The sequence below is a fragment of the Pseudomonas sp. 10-1B genome (genome assembly GCF_000935045.1).
In the GTDB taxonomy this organism is placed as follows: Bacteria; Pseudomonadota; Gammaproteobacteria; order Pseudomonadales; family Pseudomonadaceae; genus Aquipseudomonas.
This window is the reverse complement of record NZ_JYKS01000031.1, coordinates 20,068-34,025: the sequence shown is the minus strand read 5'-3', so window position 1 is coordinate 34,025 and position 13,958 is coordinate 20,068. Positions and strand designations below refer to the sequence as shown.

Here is a 13,958-nt window from a genome sequence, read left to right as displayed (position 1 = left end):
CTAGTATAAGCGGCCCCTCACCTGGAGATGTTTCACCATGGCCGACAGCAAGCCGGAAATCGTCATCACATATTGCACCCAGTGCCAATGGCTGCTGCGCGCCGCCTGGCTGGCCCAGGAACTGCTCAGCACCTTCGCCGACGACCTTGGCCGGGTGGCGCTGGAGCCGGGCACCGGCGGCATCTTCCGCATCACCTGCAATGGCGTGCAGATCTGGGAGCGCAAGGCCGACGGTGGCTTCCCCGAGGCCAAGCTGCTCAAGCAACGGGTGCGCGACCAGATCGACCCGCAACGCGACCTCGGCCACAACGACCGCTGATCAGGCGCCCTCGGCCAGTGGCCGCTGTCTGGGTGGTTGCTCGGCGGCCAGGCGGCTGGACAGCACGATGGCGAAGATGATCAGCGCGCCGCCCAGCAGCATGCGTAGGGTCGGGGTTTCGGCGAACACCGCCCAGGCCACGGCAATGCCGTAGACCGGCTCCATGCCGAACACCACGGCGGCGGTGCGCGCCTTGATCACCGCCAGGCTGGCGACGAACAGGCTGTGCGCCACACCCGTGCAGAAAATGCCGAGCAAGGCGATCCACAGCCAGTCCATTGCGGCTACGCCGGCCAGGCCCGGTGCTGCGAACGGCAGCAGGCACAAGCCCACCACCAGGTTCTGCCACAGCGCTGCCTGTACCGCAGGCAAGCGCCCGGAGCCAGCGCGGTTGGTGAGTGACAGCAGCGAGAACAGCAGCCCCGAGAGCAGCGCCCAGAGCAGGCCGCCGGTGGCTTGGCTGGCCAGGTCGAAGGCCGGCGTGACCAGTACCAGGCCGATGCTGACCAGCAATACCAGCACGGCCTCGTTGCGGCGAATGCGTTCGCGGAACAGCAGCCCTTCGAGGATCACGGTAAAGGCCGGGAAGCTGGCGAAGCCGAGGGTGGCGATGGCCACGCCGCTGACTTTGACGGCGATGAAGAAGCTGACCCAATGGCCGGCCAGCAGCACGCCGCCGAGCAGCAGGCGGCGCGCGTCCCGGCCGCTCAGGCGTTGCCAGCCCGGGCCGGCCAGGCTGGCGAACAGGGCCAGGGCGATGACGGCGAAGGCGGCGCGGCCAAAGACGATGATCGCCGGGCTGGCAGTGGCGGCAAGCTTGCCGAAGACGCCGGTGAGGCCGAAGAACAGCGCGCCGATGTGCAGGGCGCCGAGGGCGGTGCGGTGGTTCATGAGGGGTCCTTGCTCAAGATCTCTACTGACAGTGCCGGCCTCTTCGCGGGTGAACCCGCTCCCACAGGATTTTCGCTGCCTTGAAAGGTTGCGCAGTACCTGTGGGAGCGGGCGTGCCCGCGAAGAGGCCGGCACAGGCAAAGTGTATAGGCTCAGGCAAACGCATTCTGTCGCAAGACTGCTGTCAGTTGTCGCCAGGCTCTCGTCGCAGTGCCAAAGGCGTACACCCGAACGCCCGCAACATCGCCGCGGAAAACGCACTCTGCGAGCTGTACCCCACCTGCGCGGCAATCTCCCCCATCGGCAACGCGGTCTGCACCACCAGCCGCCGCGCCTTGAGCAGGCGCCGTTGGCGAATGTAGTCCATCGGTGTAATCCCGCACTCAGCGGTAAACCGCGCATGCAGCCGGGCACTGGACAGCCCGGCGATGCGCGCCAGATCAGCAACCTGCAGTGGGTAGGCCGCATGCCGCTCGATATGTGCATCGAAGGCGGCATAGGGCAGGCGCTGGCTGGCGCGAACGCTCGCGGCCGCCGTGGGGTTGAGGCTGGCCAGCAGCAGCGTCGCACCTTGCCGGGCAATCAGCGGGTCGTCCATGGGGCTGGCCGCCAGCCAGTCCACCAACTGCTGCTGGCGGTCATCCAGGCCCAGGGCGGCAGGGCGGTCGAGCAGGCGGCGGCTGGCATCGGCATGCGCGCCCAACTGCTCGTGCAACCAATGCTCCCCTGGCACATCGAGCACCAGGCAATCGCTGCCGGTATTGCTGGCGCAGGTGTGATGTGCACCTGCAGGCACCACGATCAGCCCCTGGCGATCGATCCCGGCGCCTTGCCCCTGAACCTCGAACTCCAGGCGGCCGCGCAAGCCGAACACCAGTTGCGGGTGTTCGTGGCTATGGGCGATCAGGCTGTCGCGGTAATGGCGCAGCGAGAGGATCGGGCCGGCGGTCATGGGAGCGTCCTCGCAGGGCAGGGGCCCATTGTGCCTCATTCCCTGCAGACCATCACTGGTAACCGTTTTGCCACCGCACTGTCATCCGCGCCTGCCAGTCTCCAGCAAACTGCGCCGGAGCCTGCCCATGACCCATGCCGAACTGTCCCGTCCCTCGCGCAAGCAACGCGTGCGTACCTTGTGGATCTCCGATGTGCACCTGGGCACCCGTGACTGCCAGGCCGAGCACCTGTCGCAGTTCCTCAAGGGCTACCAGGCCGACCGCATCTACCTGGTGGGGGATATCATCGATGGCTGGAAGCTGCGCGGCGGGATCTACTGGCCGCAGGCCCACACCAACGTGATCCGCCGCTTGCTGACCATGAGCAAGCGCGGCACCGAGGTGATCTACGTCACCGGCAACCATGACGAGTTCCTGCGCCGTTACTCCAAGCTGATGCTGGGCAATATCCAGCTGGTGGACGAGGCCGAGCACCTGACCGCCGATGGCCGCCGCCTGCTGGTGATCCATGGCGACCAGTTCGATGTGATTACCCGCTATCACCGTTGGCTGGCGTTCCTGGGGGATCGCGCCTACGAGTTCACCCTGGTGCTCAACCGCTGGCTCAACCATTGGCGGGCGCGGTATGGCTATGGTTACTGGTCGCTGTCGGCCTACCTGAAGCACAAGGTCAAGGGGGCGGTGAACTTCATCAGCGATTTCGAGGATGCCATTGCCCATGAGTGCACCCGCCGTGGCTTTCATGGGGTGGTGTGTGGGCACATCCACCATGCCGAGATCCGCCAGGTAGGGGAGGTGGAGTACCTCAATTGCGGGGATTGGGTGGAGTCATGCACGGCGCTGATCGAGCATTGGGATGGCAGCATCGAACTGTATCGGCTGGCGGAGGCGCAGGCACGTGAAGCACAGGCAGCGGCGGTGCGCGAGCCGGCTTAGGGGTTGAGGGCCATGGGCCGCAAAGCGGCCCCGAAAAATCTACAGCTTGAGCTTGCCTAGCAGGATATCCCGGAACATCACGAAATCCCCCATCAGGCTGTACAGCGGATAGGTAAAGGTCGCTGGCCGGTTCTTTTCGAAAAAGAAATGCCCGACCCAGGCAAAGCCGTAGCCGAACAGCGGCACGCCCAGCAATAGCAACCATTTGCCACTGCCGACGGTATAGGCCAGCAGGGCAATCACCAGGCTGGTGCCGACAAAGTGCAGCCGACGGCAGGTGGGGTTGCTGTGCTCCCCAAGGTAGTAAGGATAGAACTCGGCAAAACTGCGAAACTGCGCTGTGCGGTTCATGGCAGTGCTCCGGGATTAATACTTCTGGACAAGATGCACGGCGTGGAGCCTGATTCGAGTCTAGAGTGATTGGCGGAGCCTACCAGTGACAATAGGCGCCAATTGAGTATCCTTGGGGTTCACCGCAGGAGCGGTCAGCATAAGAAGCCTGTCATGAGCGAAAGAACCACGTCAGCCAGCTGGGCATCAGGGATTGTGAAGGCACTCGAACTGGAAGGGCTCGATTGCCAGGCCATGTTCAAGCAGTTGGGGCTGGACTTCGCTGCCCTCGACGACCCCGACGCGCGTTTCCCCCAGGACTCCATGACCCGGCTCTGGCAGCTGGCGGTGGAGCTGTCGGGCAACGAGGCCATCGGCCTGAACATGGCGCGGGTGGTGCGCCCGGCGTCGTTCCATGTGGTGGGTTATGCGTTGATGTCCAGCCGCACCCTGGCCGAGGGCTTCCAGCGCCTGGTGCGTTACCAGCGCATCATCGCCGAAAGCTCCGACCTGAGCTTCGTCCTCGGCCCCGAGGGCTATTCCCTGATCCTGACCGTGCATGGCGACCACCTGCCGCCGACCCGGCACAGTGCCGAAGCGTCACTGGCCTGCGCCCTGGCGCTGTGCAAATGGCTCAGCGGCCGGCCGGTGCAGCCGCGGCGGGTGCTGGTGCAGGGGCCGCAGCCAAAGAACGTCGAACCGTACAAGGTGGCGTTCCATTCGCCGCTGGTGTTCGGTGCGCCGCACGATGCGCTGGTGTTCGAGCGTGCCGACATGGAGGCACCGCTGCCGACCGCCAACGAAGCCATGGCGGTGCTGCATGACCGTTTTGCCGGGGAGTATCTGGCACGTTTTTCCGAAAGCCGGGTCACCCACCGCGTGCGCCAGGTGCTGTGCCGCATCCTGCCGCAGGGCGAGCCCAAGCGCGAAACCCTGGCCCAGGCCCTGCACCTGTCGCAGCGCACGTTGCAGCGGCGGTTGCAGGAAGAGGGCACCAGTTTTCAGGCCTTGCTCGACGACACCCGCCGGGAACTAGCCGAGCAGTACCTGGCCCAGCCAGGCATGACCCTGCTGGAAACTGCCTACCTGCTGGGCTTTGCCGACCCCAGCAACTTCTACCGGGCGTTCCGTCGCTGGTTCGATGCCACCCCCAGCGAGTACCGCGCCCGCCTGGGCACGGAAACCGAGGGGGTCAGTGACGCCAGAACGCCGGCATGCACAACACCAGCACCGTGATGATCTCCAGGCGGCCGAGCAGCATGCCGGCCGCGAGAATCCACTTGGCCGTGTCCGGCAGCGTGGCGTAGTTGCCCGACGGCCCGATCACTTCACCCAGGCCCGGGCCCACACCCGAGACGGTGCCGGCGGCACCGGTCAAGGCGGTCATCCAGTCCACGCCAAGCAATGACAGCAGCAAGGCCATCACGCAGATGGTGATGGCGAAGAAGAACGAGAACGTCAGGATCGAACGCACGATGTCTTCGTCGAGGCGGTGGCCGTTGTACTTCTGCTTGATCACCGCGCGCGGGTGGATCAGCTGGTTGAGGTTGGCCTTGAGCAGGATGTAGGCCACCTGGAAACGGAAGATCTTGATACCGCCCGCGGTGGAGCCGGAGCAGCCGCCGACGAAGCCCAGGTAGAAGAACAGCATCAGCGAGAAGTTGCCCCACAGGCTGTAGTCACCCAAGGCGAAGCCGGTGGTGGTGACCACCGAGGTCACGTTCAGGGCGACGTGGCGCAGCGCGTCAAGCCAAGGCAGTTTGGTGGTGGCCCAGTACCAGGTGCCAAGCACCAGCCAGGTGACCACCAGCATGCCCAGCAAGCCCTGCACCTGCTGGTCGCGCAGCAGCGCCCTGTGGTTGCCACGCAGGGTCGCCACATAAAGCGTGAACGGCAGGCTGCCCATGATCATCACCACCACCGCGACCCAGTGCACGGCCGGGATGTCCCACTTGGCCAGTGATTGGTCCGAAGTGGAGAAGCCGCCAGTAGAGATCGCCGACATGGCGTGGTTGATCGCATCGAACGGGCTCATGCCGGCCCACCAGAATGCCAGTGAGCCCAGTATCGAGAAGCCCACGTACACGGCCACGATCGACTTGGCGACCATGTGCGAGCGGGGCATGACCTTTTCCGAGCGGTCCGATGACTCGGTCTGGAACAGGCGCATGCCACCGATGCGCAGCAGCGGCAGGATCGCCACGGCCATGGCGATGAAGCCGATGCCGCCGAGCCAGTGCAGCATCGAGCGCCACATGAGGATGCCCGGCGACATGCTATCGAGCCCGCTGAGCACGGTGGCGCCGGTGGCGGTGATGCCCGACATGCTTTCGAAGAAGGCGTCGGTGTAGCTGATGTGCTGGGTCAGCAGGAACGGCAGGGCGGCGAACACGCACACCACCAGCCAACTGCTGACCGTCAGCAGGTACATGTCACGCGGGCGCAGGTGCACATGTTCGGGGCGGCCCTGGACCACCAGGGCCAGGCCGGCGATGAAGGTGATCAGGCTCGACCAGAGGAACGACGGCATGTCACCGGTGCGTTCGAAGATCACCAGGGTGGCCATCGGCACGGCCATGCCGACGGCGAGGGTAATCAGGAAGATGCCGATGATGAAACCAATGATCCTTAAGGTCGGCAACGCCATGTGATCTGCTCTGACTCGAAACGGAAGGGCGCCATTCTACCTATGGGGTGGTCAGCTGCAAGCCGCGAGCTACAAGCTGCAAGAAAAGCCAAGGTACGCCGGCTTGCTTCTGCTTGAAGCTTGCAGCTTATAGCTTGCAGCTTGAGAATGGCGGCACATTCAACTGCCAGGAGGGTAGCCGATGGAGGCTCTCGACGCATTGCTCAACCGTGTTTCCGTGCCACGTCTGACCGACCCGGCGCCCAATGCCGCCCAGCGTGAGGCGTTGTTCCAGGCTGCCCTGCGCGCCCCGGACCACGGCCAGCTGCGGCCGTGGCGTTTCCTTACCATCGAAGGCCAGGGCCGTGAGCGGCTGGGCGAGTTGTTCGCCGAAGCCGTGCAGAACAAGGGCGATGCTAGCCAAGCCGCACTGGACAAGGCCCGCGCCATGCCGTTGCGGGCGCCGTTGCTGATCGTGGTGATTGCCAAGTTGCAGGAACACTTCAAGGTGCCCAAGTCCGAGCAACGCCTGGCGGCGGGTTGTGCGGCGCACGGCATTCTGATTGCGGCGCATGCGCAGGGTATCGGCGCGGTGTGGCGTACCGGTGACATGGCCTTCGATGCGCATGTGCACAAGGGCTTGGGATTGGCCGAGAACGAAGAGTTGATCGGGTACCTGTATGTCGGTACGCCGCTGGCCGAACCGCGTACTGCGCCCATTCTGGAGACTGCCGATTTCGTTAGCGGTTGGGGCGAGTAACACCTTCTTGGGCTGATTGTGGTATCAGGGCTGCTGGCCTCTTCGCGGGCAAGCCCGCTCCTACACAGGTCTGCGCTGCCCTGTAGGAGCGGGTTTACCCGCGAAGAGGCCGGATGCCTTTACATCACTTCAACTGCCAGTCGTCTCAGCCAAGGGCAACTCCAACCGAGCCACAAACCCACCCTGCGGGTGGTTGTCCAAGACCAAGCTACCGCCATGCCGCTCCGCCGCCTTGCGCGCAATCGCCAGCCCCAGCCCATGCCCCGGCGCTTCCTGCCCCGGCGCACGGAAGAACGGCTCACCCAACTGCGCCAGGTGCTCCGCTGCCGCCCCCGGCCCATGGTCACGCACGCTGATCACGATACGCTGCTGCTCGCGCATGGCGCTGATTTCGACTGGCTGGCCCACCGGGTTGAAGCGCAGGGCATTGCGCAGCAGGTTGTCCACGGCCCGCTCGATCAGCGTTGGCCAACCCTGCAGGGTCAACCCCGGCTGCGCCTCCAGGCGCACGTCCTGGTCCGGCGCGCTGAGCAAGGCGTCCTTGCGCACGCTGCCGAGCAGGGCGTTGAGGTCGACCGGCTCGGCATGGGCCTGTTCGGCATCGACCCGGGCCAGGGCGAGGATTTCGCTGATCAGGTCTTCCAGGCGGTCGCATTCGCGGGTCAGGCGCGGCCACAAGGTTTCCCGCTGCTCGGGCCCGGCGCGTTCGGCCAGGGCCAGGGCGATACGCAGCCTGGCCAGCGGTGAGCGCAGCTCATGGGACACATCGCGCAGCAACTGGCGCTGGCTGCCGATGGTGCTTTGCAGGCGCGCGCCCATCTTGTTGAAGTCCTTGGCCAGCACGCCGAACTCGTCGCGTCGCGCTGCCAGGCGCGCCAGGCTGTTCTGCTGGTAGGTGGTCTGGCCCAAATCATGTACGGCACCGCGCAGGCGGCTCAGCGGACGGGTGATGGACAGGGTCACCAGCAGGCTGAACAGGGTCAGCACTACCAGGGCAATCCCCAGGGCGCTGAGCGGCCACAGCAGGCTTTCGCGGTGCCAGGCATCCAGCGCCGGGTGGGGGATGCGGTAGATCAGCAGGTAGGTTTCGCCGGTGTCGGGGCTGGTGTATTCCTCGGTCAGCCGGCGCCACGGCAGGCGCCGCTGGTCATTGTGCTGGCGTGCCTCGAAGGCCGCCGCACGGCGCGGGAAGGTGCCGGGCACCACAGCCTCGCCACTGTCGTCCAGCACTTGTACGTCGATCTTGTAGCGGTCTTTGCGCCGCTCCAGGAAGTGCTGTGCCGAAGCCAGGCCTTCCTGTTCGTAGTGCTTGGCCCACTTGCTGGCCAGGGTATTCAGGCCCGGGTGGCGGCTGAGGATCCAGGTGTCCTGGTTGAGCATGTGACCCAGCAGGATCGACAGGCCTGCAACCAGGGTGATGGCCAGCCAGAAACTGGCCAGGATGCGCCAGAACAGAGAACGCAAGTGCACCTCCAGTAAACGATAAAAGCCCGGCCCGCACTGAGGCGAGCCGGGCATTGGGCGGACAGCTTACTGGGCCTTGTTGCCTTTTTCAGCTTTCCAGGCCTGGAACTCCTGCCACTCGGCCTTTTTCGCGGCACGTTCCTTCTGCAGTTCGTCGAACTTCTTCTGCTGCTCAGGCTTGAGCAGGTTGCGCACCGCGCTGTCGGTTTTGTCGCGGCTGGCCTGCAGTTCGTCCTTCATGGCTTTCTGGTCGGCGGCCGGCAGCTTGGACAGGTAGCGCTCGGTGATGTCGCGGCGTTGTTTCATCTGCTCGCCCATCAGCTTGCCGATCTGCTGGCGCTGGTCGCGGCTCAGGTCCAGTTGCTGGAAAGGCGCGTCACCGCGATGATGCGGGCCGCCGTGGCGCGAGCCGCCGTCAGGCATGGCCATGGCCACAGTTGGCAGGGCAGCGGCGAACATCAGGGCGATAAGGGTCTTGCGCATGGTGTCTCTCCTTTCATAGGCCGGTGGTTACCGGATGAGCACAGTCTAGGGAGATCACCGTCAAGCGCAGTCAGTGGATGGTAAAGGCTCGGTAAAGAACAGCTGCAAGCTTCAAGCTGCAAGTGAAGCCGATCGCGATCTTGCTCTTTCTTGTAGCTTGCAGCTCGTAGCTTGCAGCTGTTTACAGGCAGTAGTAGTAGCCACGGCTACGCAGCGCCACGATGCGTGGCCGGCCATCGGCGTGTGGGCCGATCTTCTTGCGCAGGTTGCTGACATGCATGTCCAGGCTGCGGTCGTACAGGGTCAGCTTGCGGCCCAGGCCGATCTGCGCCAGTTCCTGCTTGTCCAGCGGTTCGCCGGGCTGGCGCAGCAAGGCCTCGAGAATGCGGCTCTCGGACAGGGTCAGGGTCATTTCGCGGCCATCGATGCTGGCCACGCCACGGGCAGGGCTGTAGACCAGGTCACCCAGTTCTACCTGGCTGGTGGTCGCGGTGGGGTGGCTGCGGCGCAGTACTGCGCGCAGGCGCGCAGTGAGCTCGCGCGGGTCGCAGGGCTTGGCCAGGTAGTCGTCGGCACCCAGCTCCAGGCCGAGGATGCGGTCCAGCGGCTCGCCACGGGCCGAGAGCATCAGCACCGGCAGCTCGGCATGCTCGCTGCGTAATTGCTTGAGCAGTTCCAGGCCACTGCCGTCGGGCAGCATCACATCGAGCACCACGGCGGCAGGGGCGTGCTCGGCCAGGGCCTGGCGTGCGCTGTGGCCATCGTGGCAGGCACGTACGGTAAACCCTTCCTGGGTCAGCCAGCTGCCGAGCAGCTCGCACAGCTCTTGGTCATCATCAATCAGTAACAGCTCGCTCATGACTCACTCAATTCAACCATTGACGGCGGCTATTCGGCCCGCCAGTGGCAAAGATACCGCAGACTGATGGCAACAGTATAACTGCAGCACCGTGTCAACTTCTTCGCGGGCTTGCCCGCTCCCACAGGTACACCACAGATCTTGAGGCTTGTGGGGTACCTGTGGGAGCGGGCAAGCCCGCGAAGAAGCTGACGCGGTCTCAGATCAAGGCAGCACTTGCTTGAACGGCTTGACCACGACCTTGTCGTACACGCCGGCAGCAATGTACGGGTCGGCATCGGCCCAGGCCTGCGCCGCAGCCAGCGAATCGAACTCGGCAACGATCAGGCTACCGCTGAAACCCGCTGCGCCCGGGTCGTTGCTGTCGATGGCCGGGTGCGGGCCGGCCAGCACCACGCGGCCTTCGGCCTTCAGTTGCTGCAGGCGTTCGATATGCGCCGGGCGGGCAGCCAGGCGCTTTTCCAGGGAGTTCGCGACGTCGCTGGCGATGATGGCGTAGAGCATGTCAATCCTTGGGTTTGGAGGGAGAAGGGTCGTCGTGCAGGTGGCGCGACAGGTACACGCCTTGCGCCACCAGGAAGATCACGGTCATGCCCAGGCTGCCGAACACCTTGAAGTCGACCCAGAAGTCCTGGAAGGTGAAGGCAACGAACAGGTTGGCCGCGCCGCAGAACAGGAAGAAGACGATCCAGGCCAGGTTCAGGCGGGTCCAGATGGCATCGGGCAGGGTCAGGGCGTGGCCCATGATGCGTTTGATCAGTACCCGGTCACCGATGAAGTGGCTGCCGGCAAAGCCCAGGGCGAACAGCCAGTTGACCACCGGCGCCTTCCACTTGAGGAAGGTCTCGCTGTGGAAGGCCAGGGTCAGGCCGCCGAATACCAGGCAGGCCACCAGGGTCAGCCACTGGCCCTTTTCCAGCTTGCGCTGGCGCAGGAACAGCGCGCCGTACACCACCAGCGAGCTGATGATCAGCATGGCCGTGGCGCTGTAGATGCCGCCGAATTCGAAACTGTGGCCGGCGACCTCCATGGGGCGCGGGTCGAGCTTGTAGACGATGAAGAACAGCAGCAGCGGGATGAAATCGATGAATTGTTTCACAATGGCAGCCAGAATCAGGATGTGACGGCATAATAACAAACATCGATTCCAGCGAAAGCGCTCCTCCATGAATGTTGATCTGCACTGTCACAGCACGGCCTCCGATGGCGCCCTGTCGCCCTCGGCGCTGGTCGCCCGGGCCCATGAGCACGGGGTGCGCACGCTGGCACTGACTGACCATGACACCCTCGAAGGCCTGCCCGAAGCGCGCCAGGCCTGCAGTGAACGGGGCATGCGCTGGGTCAGCGGGGTGGAGCTGTCGTGCACCTGGGGTGGTGCGACCATCCATGTACTGGGTTATGACTTCCCGCTTGACGCGCCTCCCTTGCTGGCGGCGATCGAAGCGCTGCACCGCGGCCGCTGGCTGCGGGCCGAAGAAATCGACAAACGGCTGGCGGCCAAGGGCATGCCCGGTACCCTCGAGGGTGCCCGCGCCGTGCAGCATGAGCTGGGCGACAGTGGCAACGCCCCGGCGCGCCCGCATTTTGCCGAATACCTGGTGCGCGCCGGGCACGTCAAGGACCGCGGCGAGGCGTTTCGCAAGTGGCTGGGTGCCGGCAAACTGGGCGATGTCAAGCAGCACTGGCCGAGCCTCGATGAAACCGTCGCTACCTTGCGCCAGTCCAACGCTTGGGTGAGCCTGGCGCATCCCATGCACTACGACCTGACCCGCAGCAAGCGCAGAAGGCTGATTGCCGACTATATTCAGGCAGGCGGGCAGGCACTTGAAGTGGTCAACGGGATGATGCCGGCCGAGCAGGTGGGCACGATGTCCATCCTCACCCGTGAGTTCGGCCTGCTGGCAAGTGCTGGCAGTGACTTCCACGGCCCCGGCACCTGGGGCGAGATCGGTGCCTACCGGCCTTTGCCCGAGGACCTGCCACCTCTGTGGCGCCGATTCAGCCATGAACAGCCTTTGGCGGTATGAACAGGACGACTACGTGAGCCAATTTTTCCAGATTCATCCGGAGAACCCGCAGGCGCGCCTGATAAAACAGGCCGTCGAGATCATCCGCAAGGGTGGCGTGGTGGTGTATCCGACGGATTCGGCCTATGCGCTGGGTTGCCAGATCGGCGACAAGGCGGCGATCGAGCGGGTGCGGCGCCTGCGCGGGCTGGACAAGACGCACAACTTCACCCTGATGTGCTGCGACATGTCGCAGCTGGGGCTGTACGCCAAGGTCGACACCGGCACGTTCCGTTTGCTCAAGGCGCATGTGCCGGGGCCTTACACGTTCATTCTCAACGGCACGCGCGAAGTGCCGCGCCTGCTGTTGCACGATAAACGTCGCACCATCGGCCTGCGCGTGCCGGCCCACGCCATCACCCTGGCCTTGTTGGCCGAGCTGGGCGAGCCGCTGATGAGCGTGAGCCTGATCCTGCCCGGTGACGACGAGCCGATGACCGACCCTTATGAAATCCGTGAGCGCCTGGAGCATCACGTCGACCTGGTGATCGACGGCGGTTTCGGCGACCTCAAGGCGTCGACCATCATCGACCTGTCCGGCGACGAGCCGGAACTGATCCGCGAAGGCTGTGGCGACCCCACGCCGTTCCTGGTCAGCGCGTGAGCCAGGTGGAAACGCCCGAGGCACCGGCCGAGCAGGCCGAGTCGCCTCGGCAACTGCAACTGGCCCTGGTCTACGGCGAAGCCCTGACCGAGCTGCCACTGGACCTGTACATCCCGCCGGACGCGCTGGAAGTCATCCTCGAAGCCTTCGAAGGCCCGCTGGACCTGTTGCTGTACCTAATCCGCAAGCAGAACATCGACATCCTCGACATCCCGGTGGCCGAGATTACTCGCCAGTACATGGGCTATGTCGAGCTGATGAAAAGCGTGCGCCTGGAGCTGGCTGCCGAATACCTGGTGATGGCCGCCATGCTCGCCGAGATCAAGTCGCGCATGCTGCTGCCGCGCTCGGCCGAGGCGGAGGAAGAGGAGGGCGACCCGCGCGCCGAGCTGATCCGCCGCTTGCAGGAGTACGAACGCTTCAAGGCTGCCGCCGAGGGCATCGATGAACTGCCACGGGTGGGCCGCGAGGTGCTGGTGCCGCGCCTGGAAGCGCCGCAGGCCAAGGTGCGCAAGCTGCTGCCCCAGGTCAGCCTGGAGGAGCTGTTGGTGTCCATGGCCGAAGTGATGCGCCGCAACGACCTGTTCGAAAGCCACCAGATCACCCGCGAGACCCTGTCCACCCGCGAGCGCATGAGCCAGGTGCTGGAGCGCCTCAAGGGCGGTGCTTTCGTGCCGTTCGTCGAGCTGTTTGGCGTCGATGAAGGCAAGTTGGGGGTAGTGGTGACCTTCATGGCGATTCTTGAGCTGGTGAAGGAATCGCTGATCGAACTGGTGCAGAATGAACCTTTCGCCGCCATCCACGTGCGGCTTCGCCCGGCGCTTGTTGAAGAACCTGATGAACCTGAATGAACCCCGCGACCTGGCGTCGCTGATCGAAGCCTTTTTGCTGGCTTCGGGCAAGCCGCAATCCCTGGAGCGCCTGTACGAGCTGTTCGAAGAGGCCGAGCGCCCCGAGCCCAAGGTGTTCAAGCAGGCCCTGGAGGTGCTGGGCAAGTCGTGCGCTGGCCGTGCATTCGAGCTCAAGGAGGTGGCCAGCGGCTACCGCCTGCAGATCCGCGAGGACTATGCCCCCTGGGTCGGCCGCCTGTGGGAGGAGCGCCCGCAGCGCTATTCGCGTGCGTTGCTCGAAACCCTGGCATTGATCGCCTACCGCCAGCCGATCACCCGTGGCGAGATCGAGGACGTGCGGGGTGTGGCGGTGAACAGCAATATCATCAAGACCATGATGGAGCGCGAGTGGATTCGCGTGGTCGGCTACCGGGAAGTGCCCGGGCGGCCGGCGATGTTCGCCACCACCAAGGCATTTCTCGATCATTTCAACCTCAAGAGCCTGGACGAGTTGCCGGCCTTGGCCGAGCTGCGTGAAATGGAGCCCGAGCCTGTGCTCGACCCGGACGATGCGCCAGTGCCGGCGCACCTGCAGGCGCTGGCTGATGCCAGCCTTGGGGAAGAGGAGGAGGTCGCCGAGCCGAAGGAGGAGACCAGCTTCCGCAGCTTGCTGGTGGAACTGGATGCCATGGAAGAAGGGCTGAAGACTGATTTTGATGATTTGCGTGGAGAGGAGCCTGAGGCCTCTGTGGAAGAAGAGGGCAAGATACCGCCCTGATTCTGCTGTTGCCTGTACCGGCCTCTTCGCGGGTAAACCCGCTCCTGCAAGGGACCGCG

17 protein-coding genes are annotated in these 13,958 nt (G+C 64.6%); 8 read left to right on the top strand and 9 right to left on the bottom strand.

Going from position 1 to position 13,958, the window contains the following annotated elements; translation table 11 throughout:
* The first annotated feature begins 37 nt into the window (after positions 1–37).
* On the top strand, positions 38–319 hold the full coding sequence (locus tag TZ03_RS17205) for a SelT/SelW/SelH family protein (protein ID WP_051099411.1): 282 nt from the start codon (positions 38–40) through the stop codon (positions 317–319).
* Here the strand turns inward: TZ03_RS17205 and TZ03_RS17200 are convergent, their stop codons facing one another.
* Together TZ03_RS17200 and TZ03_RS17195 are read right to left on the bottom strand one after the other, a co-directional pair.
* Entirely contained in the window at positions 320–1,210 is an 891-nt protein-coding gene (locus tag TZ03_RS17200) for a DMT family transporter (protein ID WP_051099410.1), read from the bottom strand.
* Between the two features lie 184 nt (positions 1,211–1,394).
* Positions 1,395–2,162, bottom strand: coding sequence for a helix-turn-helix transcriptional regulator (locus TZ03_RS17195; protein ID WP_051099409.1), 768 nt, complete (start codon positions 2,160–2,162; stop codon positions 1,395–1,397).
* Between the two features lie 127 nt (positions 2,163–2,289).
* On the opposite strand from TZ03_RS17195, the gene TZ03_RS17190 reads away from it, so the two are divergent.
* Positions 2,290–3,099 (top strand): UDP-2,3-diacylglucosamine diphosphatase, encoded by an 810-nt coding sequence (locus TZ03_RS17190; protein WP_051099408.1) that lies wholly within the window; start codon positions 2,290–2,292, stop codon positions 3,097–3,099.
* A gap of 39 nt (positions 3,100–3,138) precedes the next feature.
* Here the strand turns inward: TZ03_RS17190 and TZ03_RS17185 are convergent, their stop codons facing one another.
* Complete coding sequence (locus TZ03_RS17185) at positions 3,139–3,450, bottom strand: DUF962 domain-containing protein (protein ID WP_051099407.1); 312 nt, start codon at positions 3,448–3,450, stop codon at positions 3,139–3,141.
* Between the two features lie 153 nt (positions 3,451–3,603).
* Between TZ03_RS17185 and TZ03_RS17180 the strand changes: the two genes are divergently transcribed.
* Entirely contained in the window at positions 3,604–4,665 is a 1,062-nt protein-coding gene (locus TZ03_RS17180; RefSeq protein ID WP_051099406.1) for an AraC family transcriptional regulator, read from the top strand.
* Here the strand turns inward: TZ03_RS17180 and TZ03_RS17175 are convergent.
* On the bottom strand, positions 4,622–6,076 hold the full coding sequence (locus TZ03_RS17175; RefSeq protein ID WP_051099405.1) for a TrkH family potassium uptake protein: 1,455 nt from the start codon (positions 6,074–6,076) through the stop codon (positions 4,622–4,624). The two genes, TZ03_RS17180 and TZ03_RS17175, sit on opposite strands and share 44 nt — an antisense overlap.
* Before the next feature lie 181 nt (positions 6,077–6,257).
* On the opposite strand from TZ03_RS17175, the gene TZ03_RS17170 reads away from it, so the two are divergent.
* Complete coding sequence (locus TZ03_RS17170) at positions 6,258–6,815, top strand: NAD(P)H nitroreductase (RefSeq protein ID WP_051099402.1); 558 nt, start codon at positions 6,258–6,260, stop codon at positions 6,813–6,815.
* Between the two features lie 129 nt (positions 6,816–6,944).
* On the opposite strand, the gene TZ03_RS17165 is transcribed toward TZ03_RS17170, so the two are convergent.
* The 5 genes from TZ03_RS17165 to TZ03_RS17145 all read right to left on the bottom strand — a co-directional run bounded on the left by TZ03_RS17165 (position 6,945) and on the right by TZ03_RS17145 (position 10,720).
* Complete coding sequence (locus TZ03_RS17165; protein WP_051099400.1) at positions 6,945–8,285, bottom strand: sensor histidine kinase; 1,341 nt, start codon at positions 8,283–8,285, stop codon at positions 6,945–6,947.
* Positions 8,286–8,345: 60 nt separating this feature from the next.
* Positions 8,346–8,762 (bottom strand): Spy/CpxP family protein refolding chaperone, encoded by a 417-nt coding sequence (locus tag TZ03_RS17160; protein ID WP_051099398.1) that lies wholly within the window; start codon positions 8,760–8,762, stop codon positions 8,346–8,348.
* A gap of 181 nt (positions 8,763–8,943) precedes the next feature.
* A complete protein-coding gene (locus TZ03_RS17155) occupies positions 8,944–9,621 on the bottom strand; it encodes a response regulator transcription factor (protein WP_051099396.1) in 678 nt (225 codons plus the stop codon).
* 204 nt (positions 9,622–9,825) lie between these two features.
* Positions 9,826–10,125 (bottom strand): YciI family protein, encoded by a 300-nt coding sequence (locus TZ03_RS17150; protein ID WP_051099393.1) that lies wholly within the window; start codon positions 10,123–10,125, stop codon positions 9,826–9,828.
* Position 10,126: 1 nt separating this feature from the next.
* Complete coding sequence (locus TZ03_RS17145; protein WP_082056650.1) at positions 10,127–10,720, bottom strand: septation protein A; 594 nt, start codon at positions 10,718–10,720, stop codon at positions 10,127–10,129.
* A 67-nt stretch (positions 10,721–10,787) separates the two neighbouring features.
* Here TZ03_RS17145 and TZ03_RS17140 point away from each other — a divergent pair, with 67 nt between their 5' ends.
* The 4 genes from TZ03_RS17140 (at position 10,788) to scpB (ending at position 13,899) form a co-directional block, all read left to right on the top strand.
* Entirely contained in the window at positions 10,788–11,648 is an 861-nt protein-coding gene (locus TZ03_RS17140) for a PHP domain-containing protein (protein WP_051099387.1), read from the top strand.
* A 13-nt stretch (positions 11,649–11,661) separates the two neighbouring features.
* Positions 11,662–12,291, top strand: coding sequence for an L-threonylcarbamoyladenylate synthase (locus tag TZ03_RS17135; RefSeq protein WP_051099524.1), 630 nt, complete (start codon positions 11,662–11,664; stop codon positions 12,289–12,291).
* 125 nt (positions 12,292–12,416) lie between these two features.
* Positions 12,417–13,142: a segregation and condensation protein A gene (locus TZ03_RS17130; RefSeq protein WP_177328480.1), complete on the top strand. Its 726-nt coding sequence runs from the start codon at positions 12,417–12,419 to the stop codon at positions 13,140–13,142.
* Positions 13,129–13,899, top strand: a complete 771-nt coding sequence (gene scpB, locus TZ03_RS17125) for an SMC-Scp complex subunit ScpB (RefSeq protein ID WP_051099380.1) — start codon at positions 13,129–13,131, stop codon at positions 13,897–13,899. Before TZ03_RS17130 ends, scpB begins: the two co-directional genes overlap by 14 nt.
* Positions 13,900–13,958: the final 59 nt, after the last annotated feature.

Coding starts and splice junctions, on each gene's coding strand:
- TZ03_RS17205 (WP_051099411.1), top strand. CDS start 38: ATGGCCGACAGCAAGCCGGAAATCGTCATCACATATTGCACCCAGTGC.
- TZ03_RS17200 (WP_051099410.1), bottom strand. CDS start 1,210: ATGAACCACCGCACCGCCCTCGGCGCCCTGCACATCGGCGCGCTGTTC.
- TZ03_RS17195 (WP_051099409.1), bottom strand. CDS start 2,162: ATGACCGCCGGCCCGATCCTCTCGCTGCGCCATTACCGCGACAGCCTG.
- TZ03_RS17190 (WP_051099408.1), top strand. CDS start 2,290: ATGACCCATGCCGAACTGTCCCGTCCCTCGCGCAAGCAACGCGTGCGT.
- TZ03_RS17185 (WP_051099407.1), bottom strand. CDS start 3,450: ATGAACCGCACAGCGCAGTTTCGCAGTTTTGCCGAGTTCTATCCTTAC.
- TZ03_RS17180 (WP_051099406.1), top strand. CDS start 3,604: ATGAGCGAAAGAACCACGTCAGCCAGCTGGGCATCAGGGATTGTGAAG.
- TZ03_RS17175 (WP_051099405.1), bottom strand. CDS start 6,076: ATGGCGTTGCCGACCTTAAGGATCATTGGTTTCATCATCGGCATCTTC.
- TZ03_RS17170 (WP_051099402.1), top strand. CDS start 6,258: ATGGAGGCTCTCGACGCATTGCTCAACCGTGTTTCCGTGCCACGTCTG.
- TZ03_RS17160 (WP_051099398.1), bottom strand. CDS start 8,762: ATGCGCAAGACCCTTATCGCCCTGATGTTCGCCGCTGCCCTGCCAACT.
- TZ03_RS17155 (WP_051099396.1), bottom strand. CDS start 9,621: ATGAGCGAGCTGTTACTGATTGATGATGACCAAGAGCTGTGCGAGCTG.
- TZ03_RS17150 (WP_051099393.1), bottom strand. CDS start 10,125: ATGCTCTACGCCATCATCGCCAGCGACGTCGCGAACTCCCTGGAAAAG.
- TZ03_RS17140 (WP_051099387.1), top strand. CDS start 10,788: ATGAATGTTGATCTGCACTGTCACAGCACGGCCTCCGATGGCGCCCTG.
- scpB (WP_051099380.1), top strand. CDS start 13,129: ATGAACCTGAATGAACCCCGCGACCTGGCGTCGCTGATCGAAGCCTTT.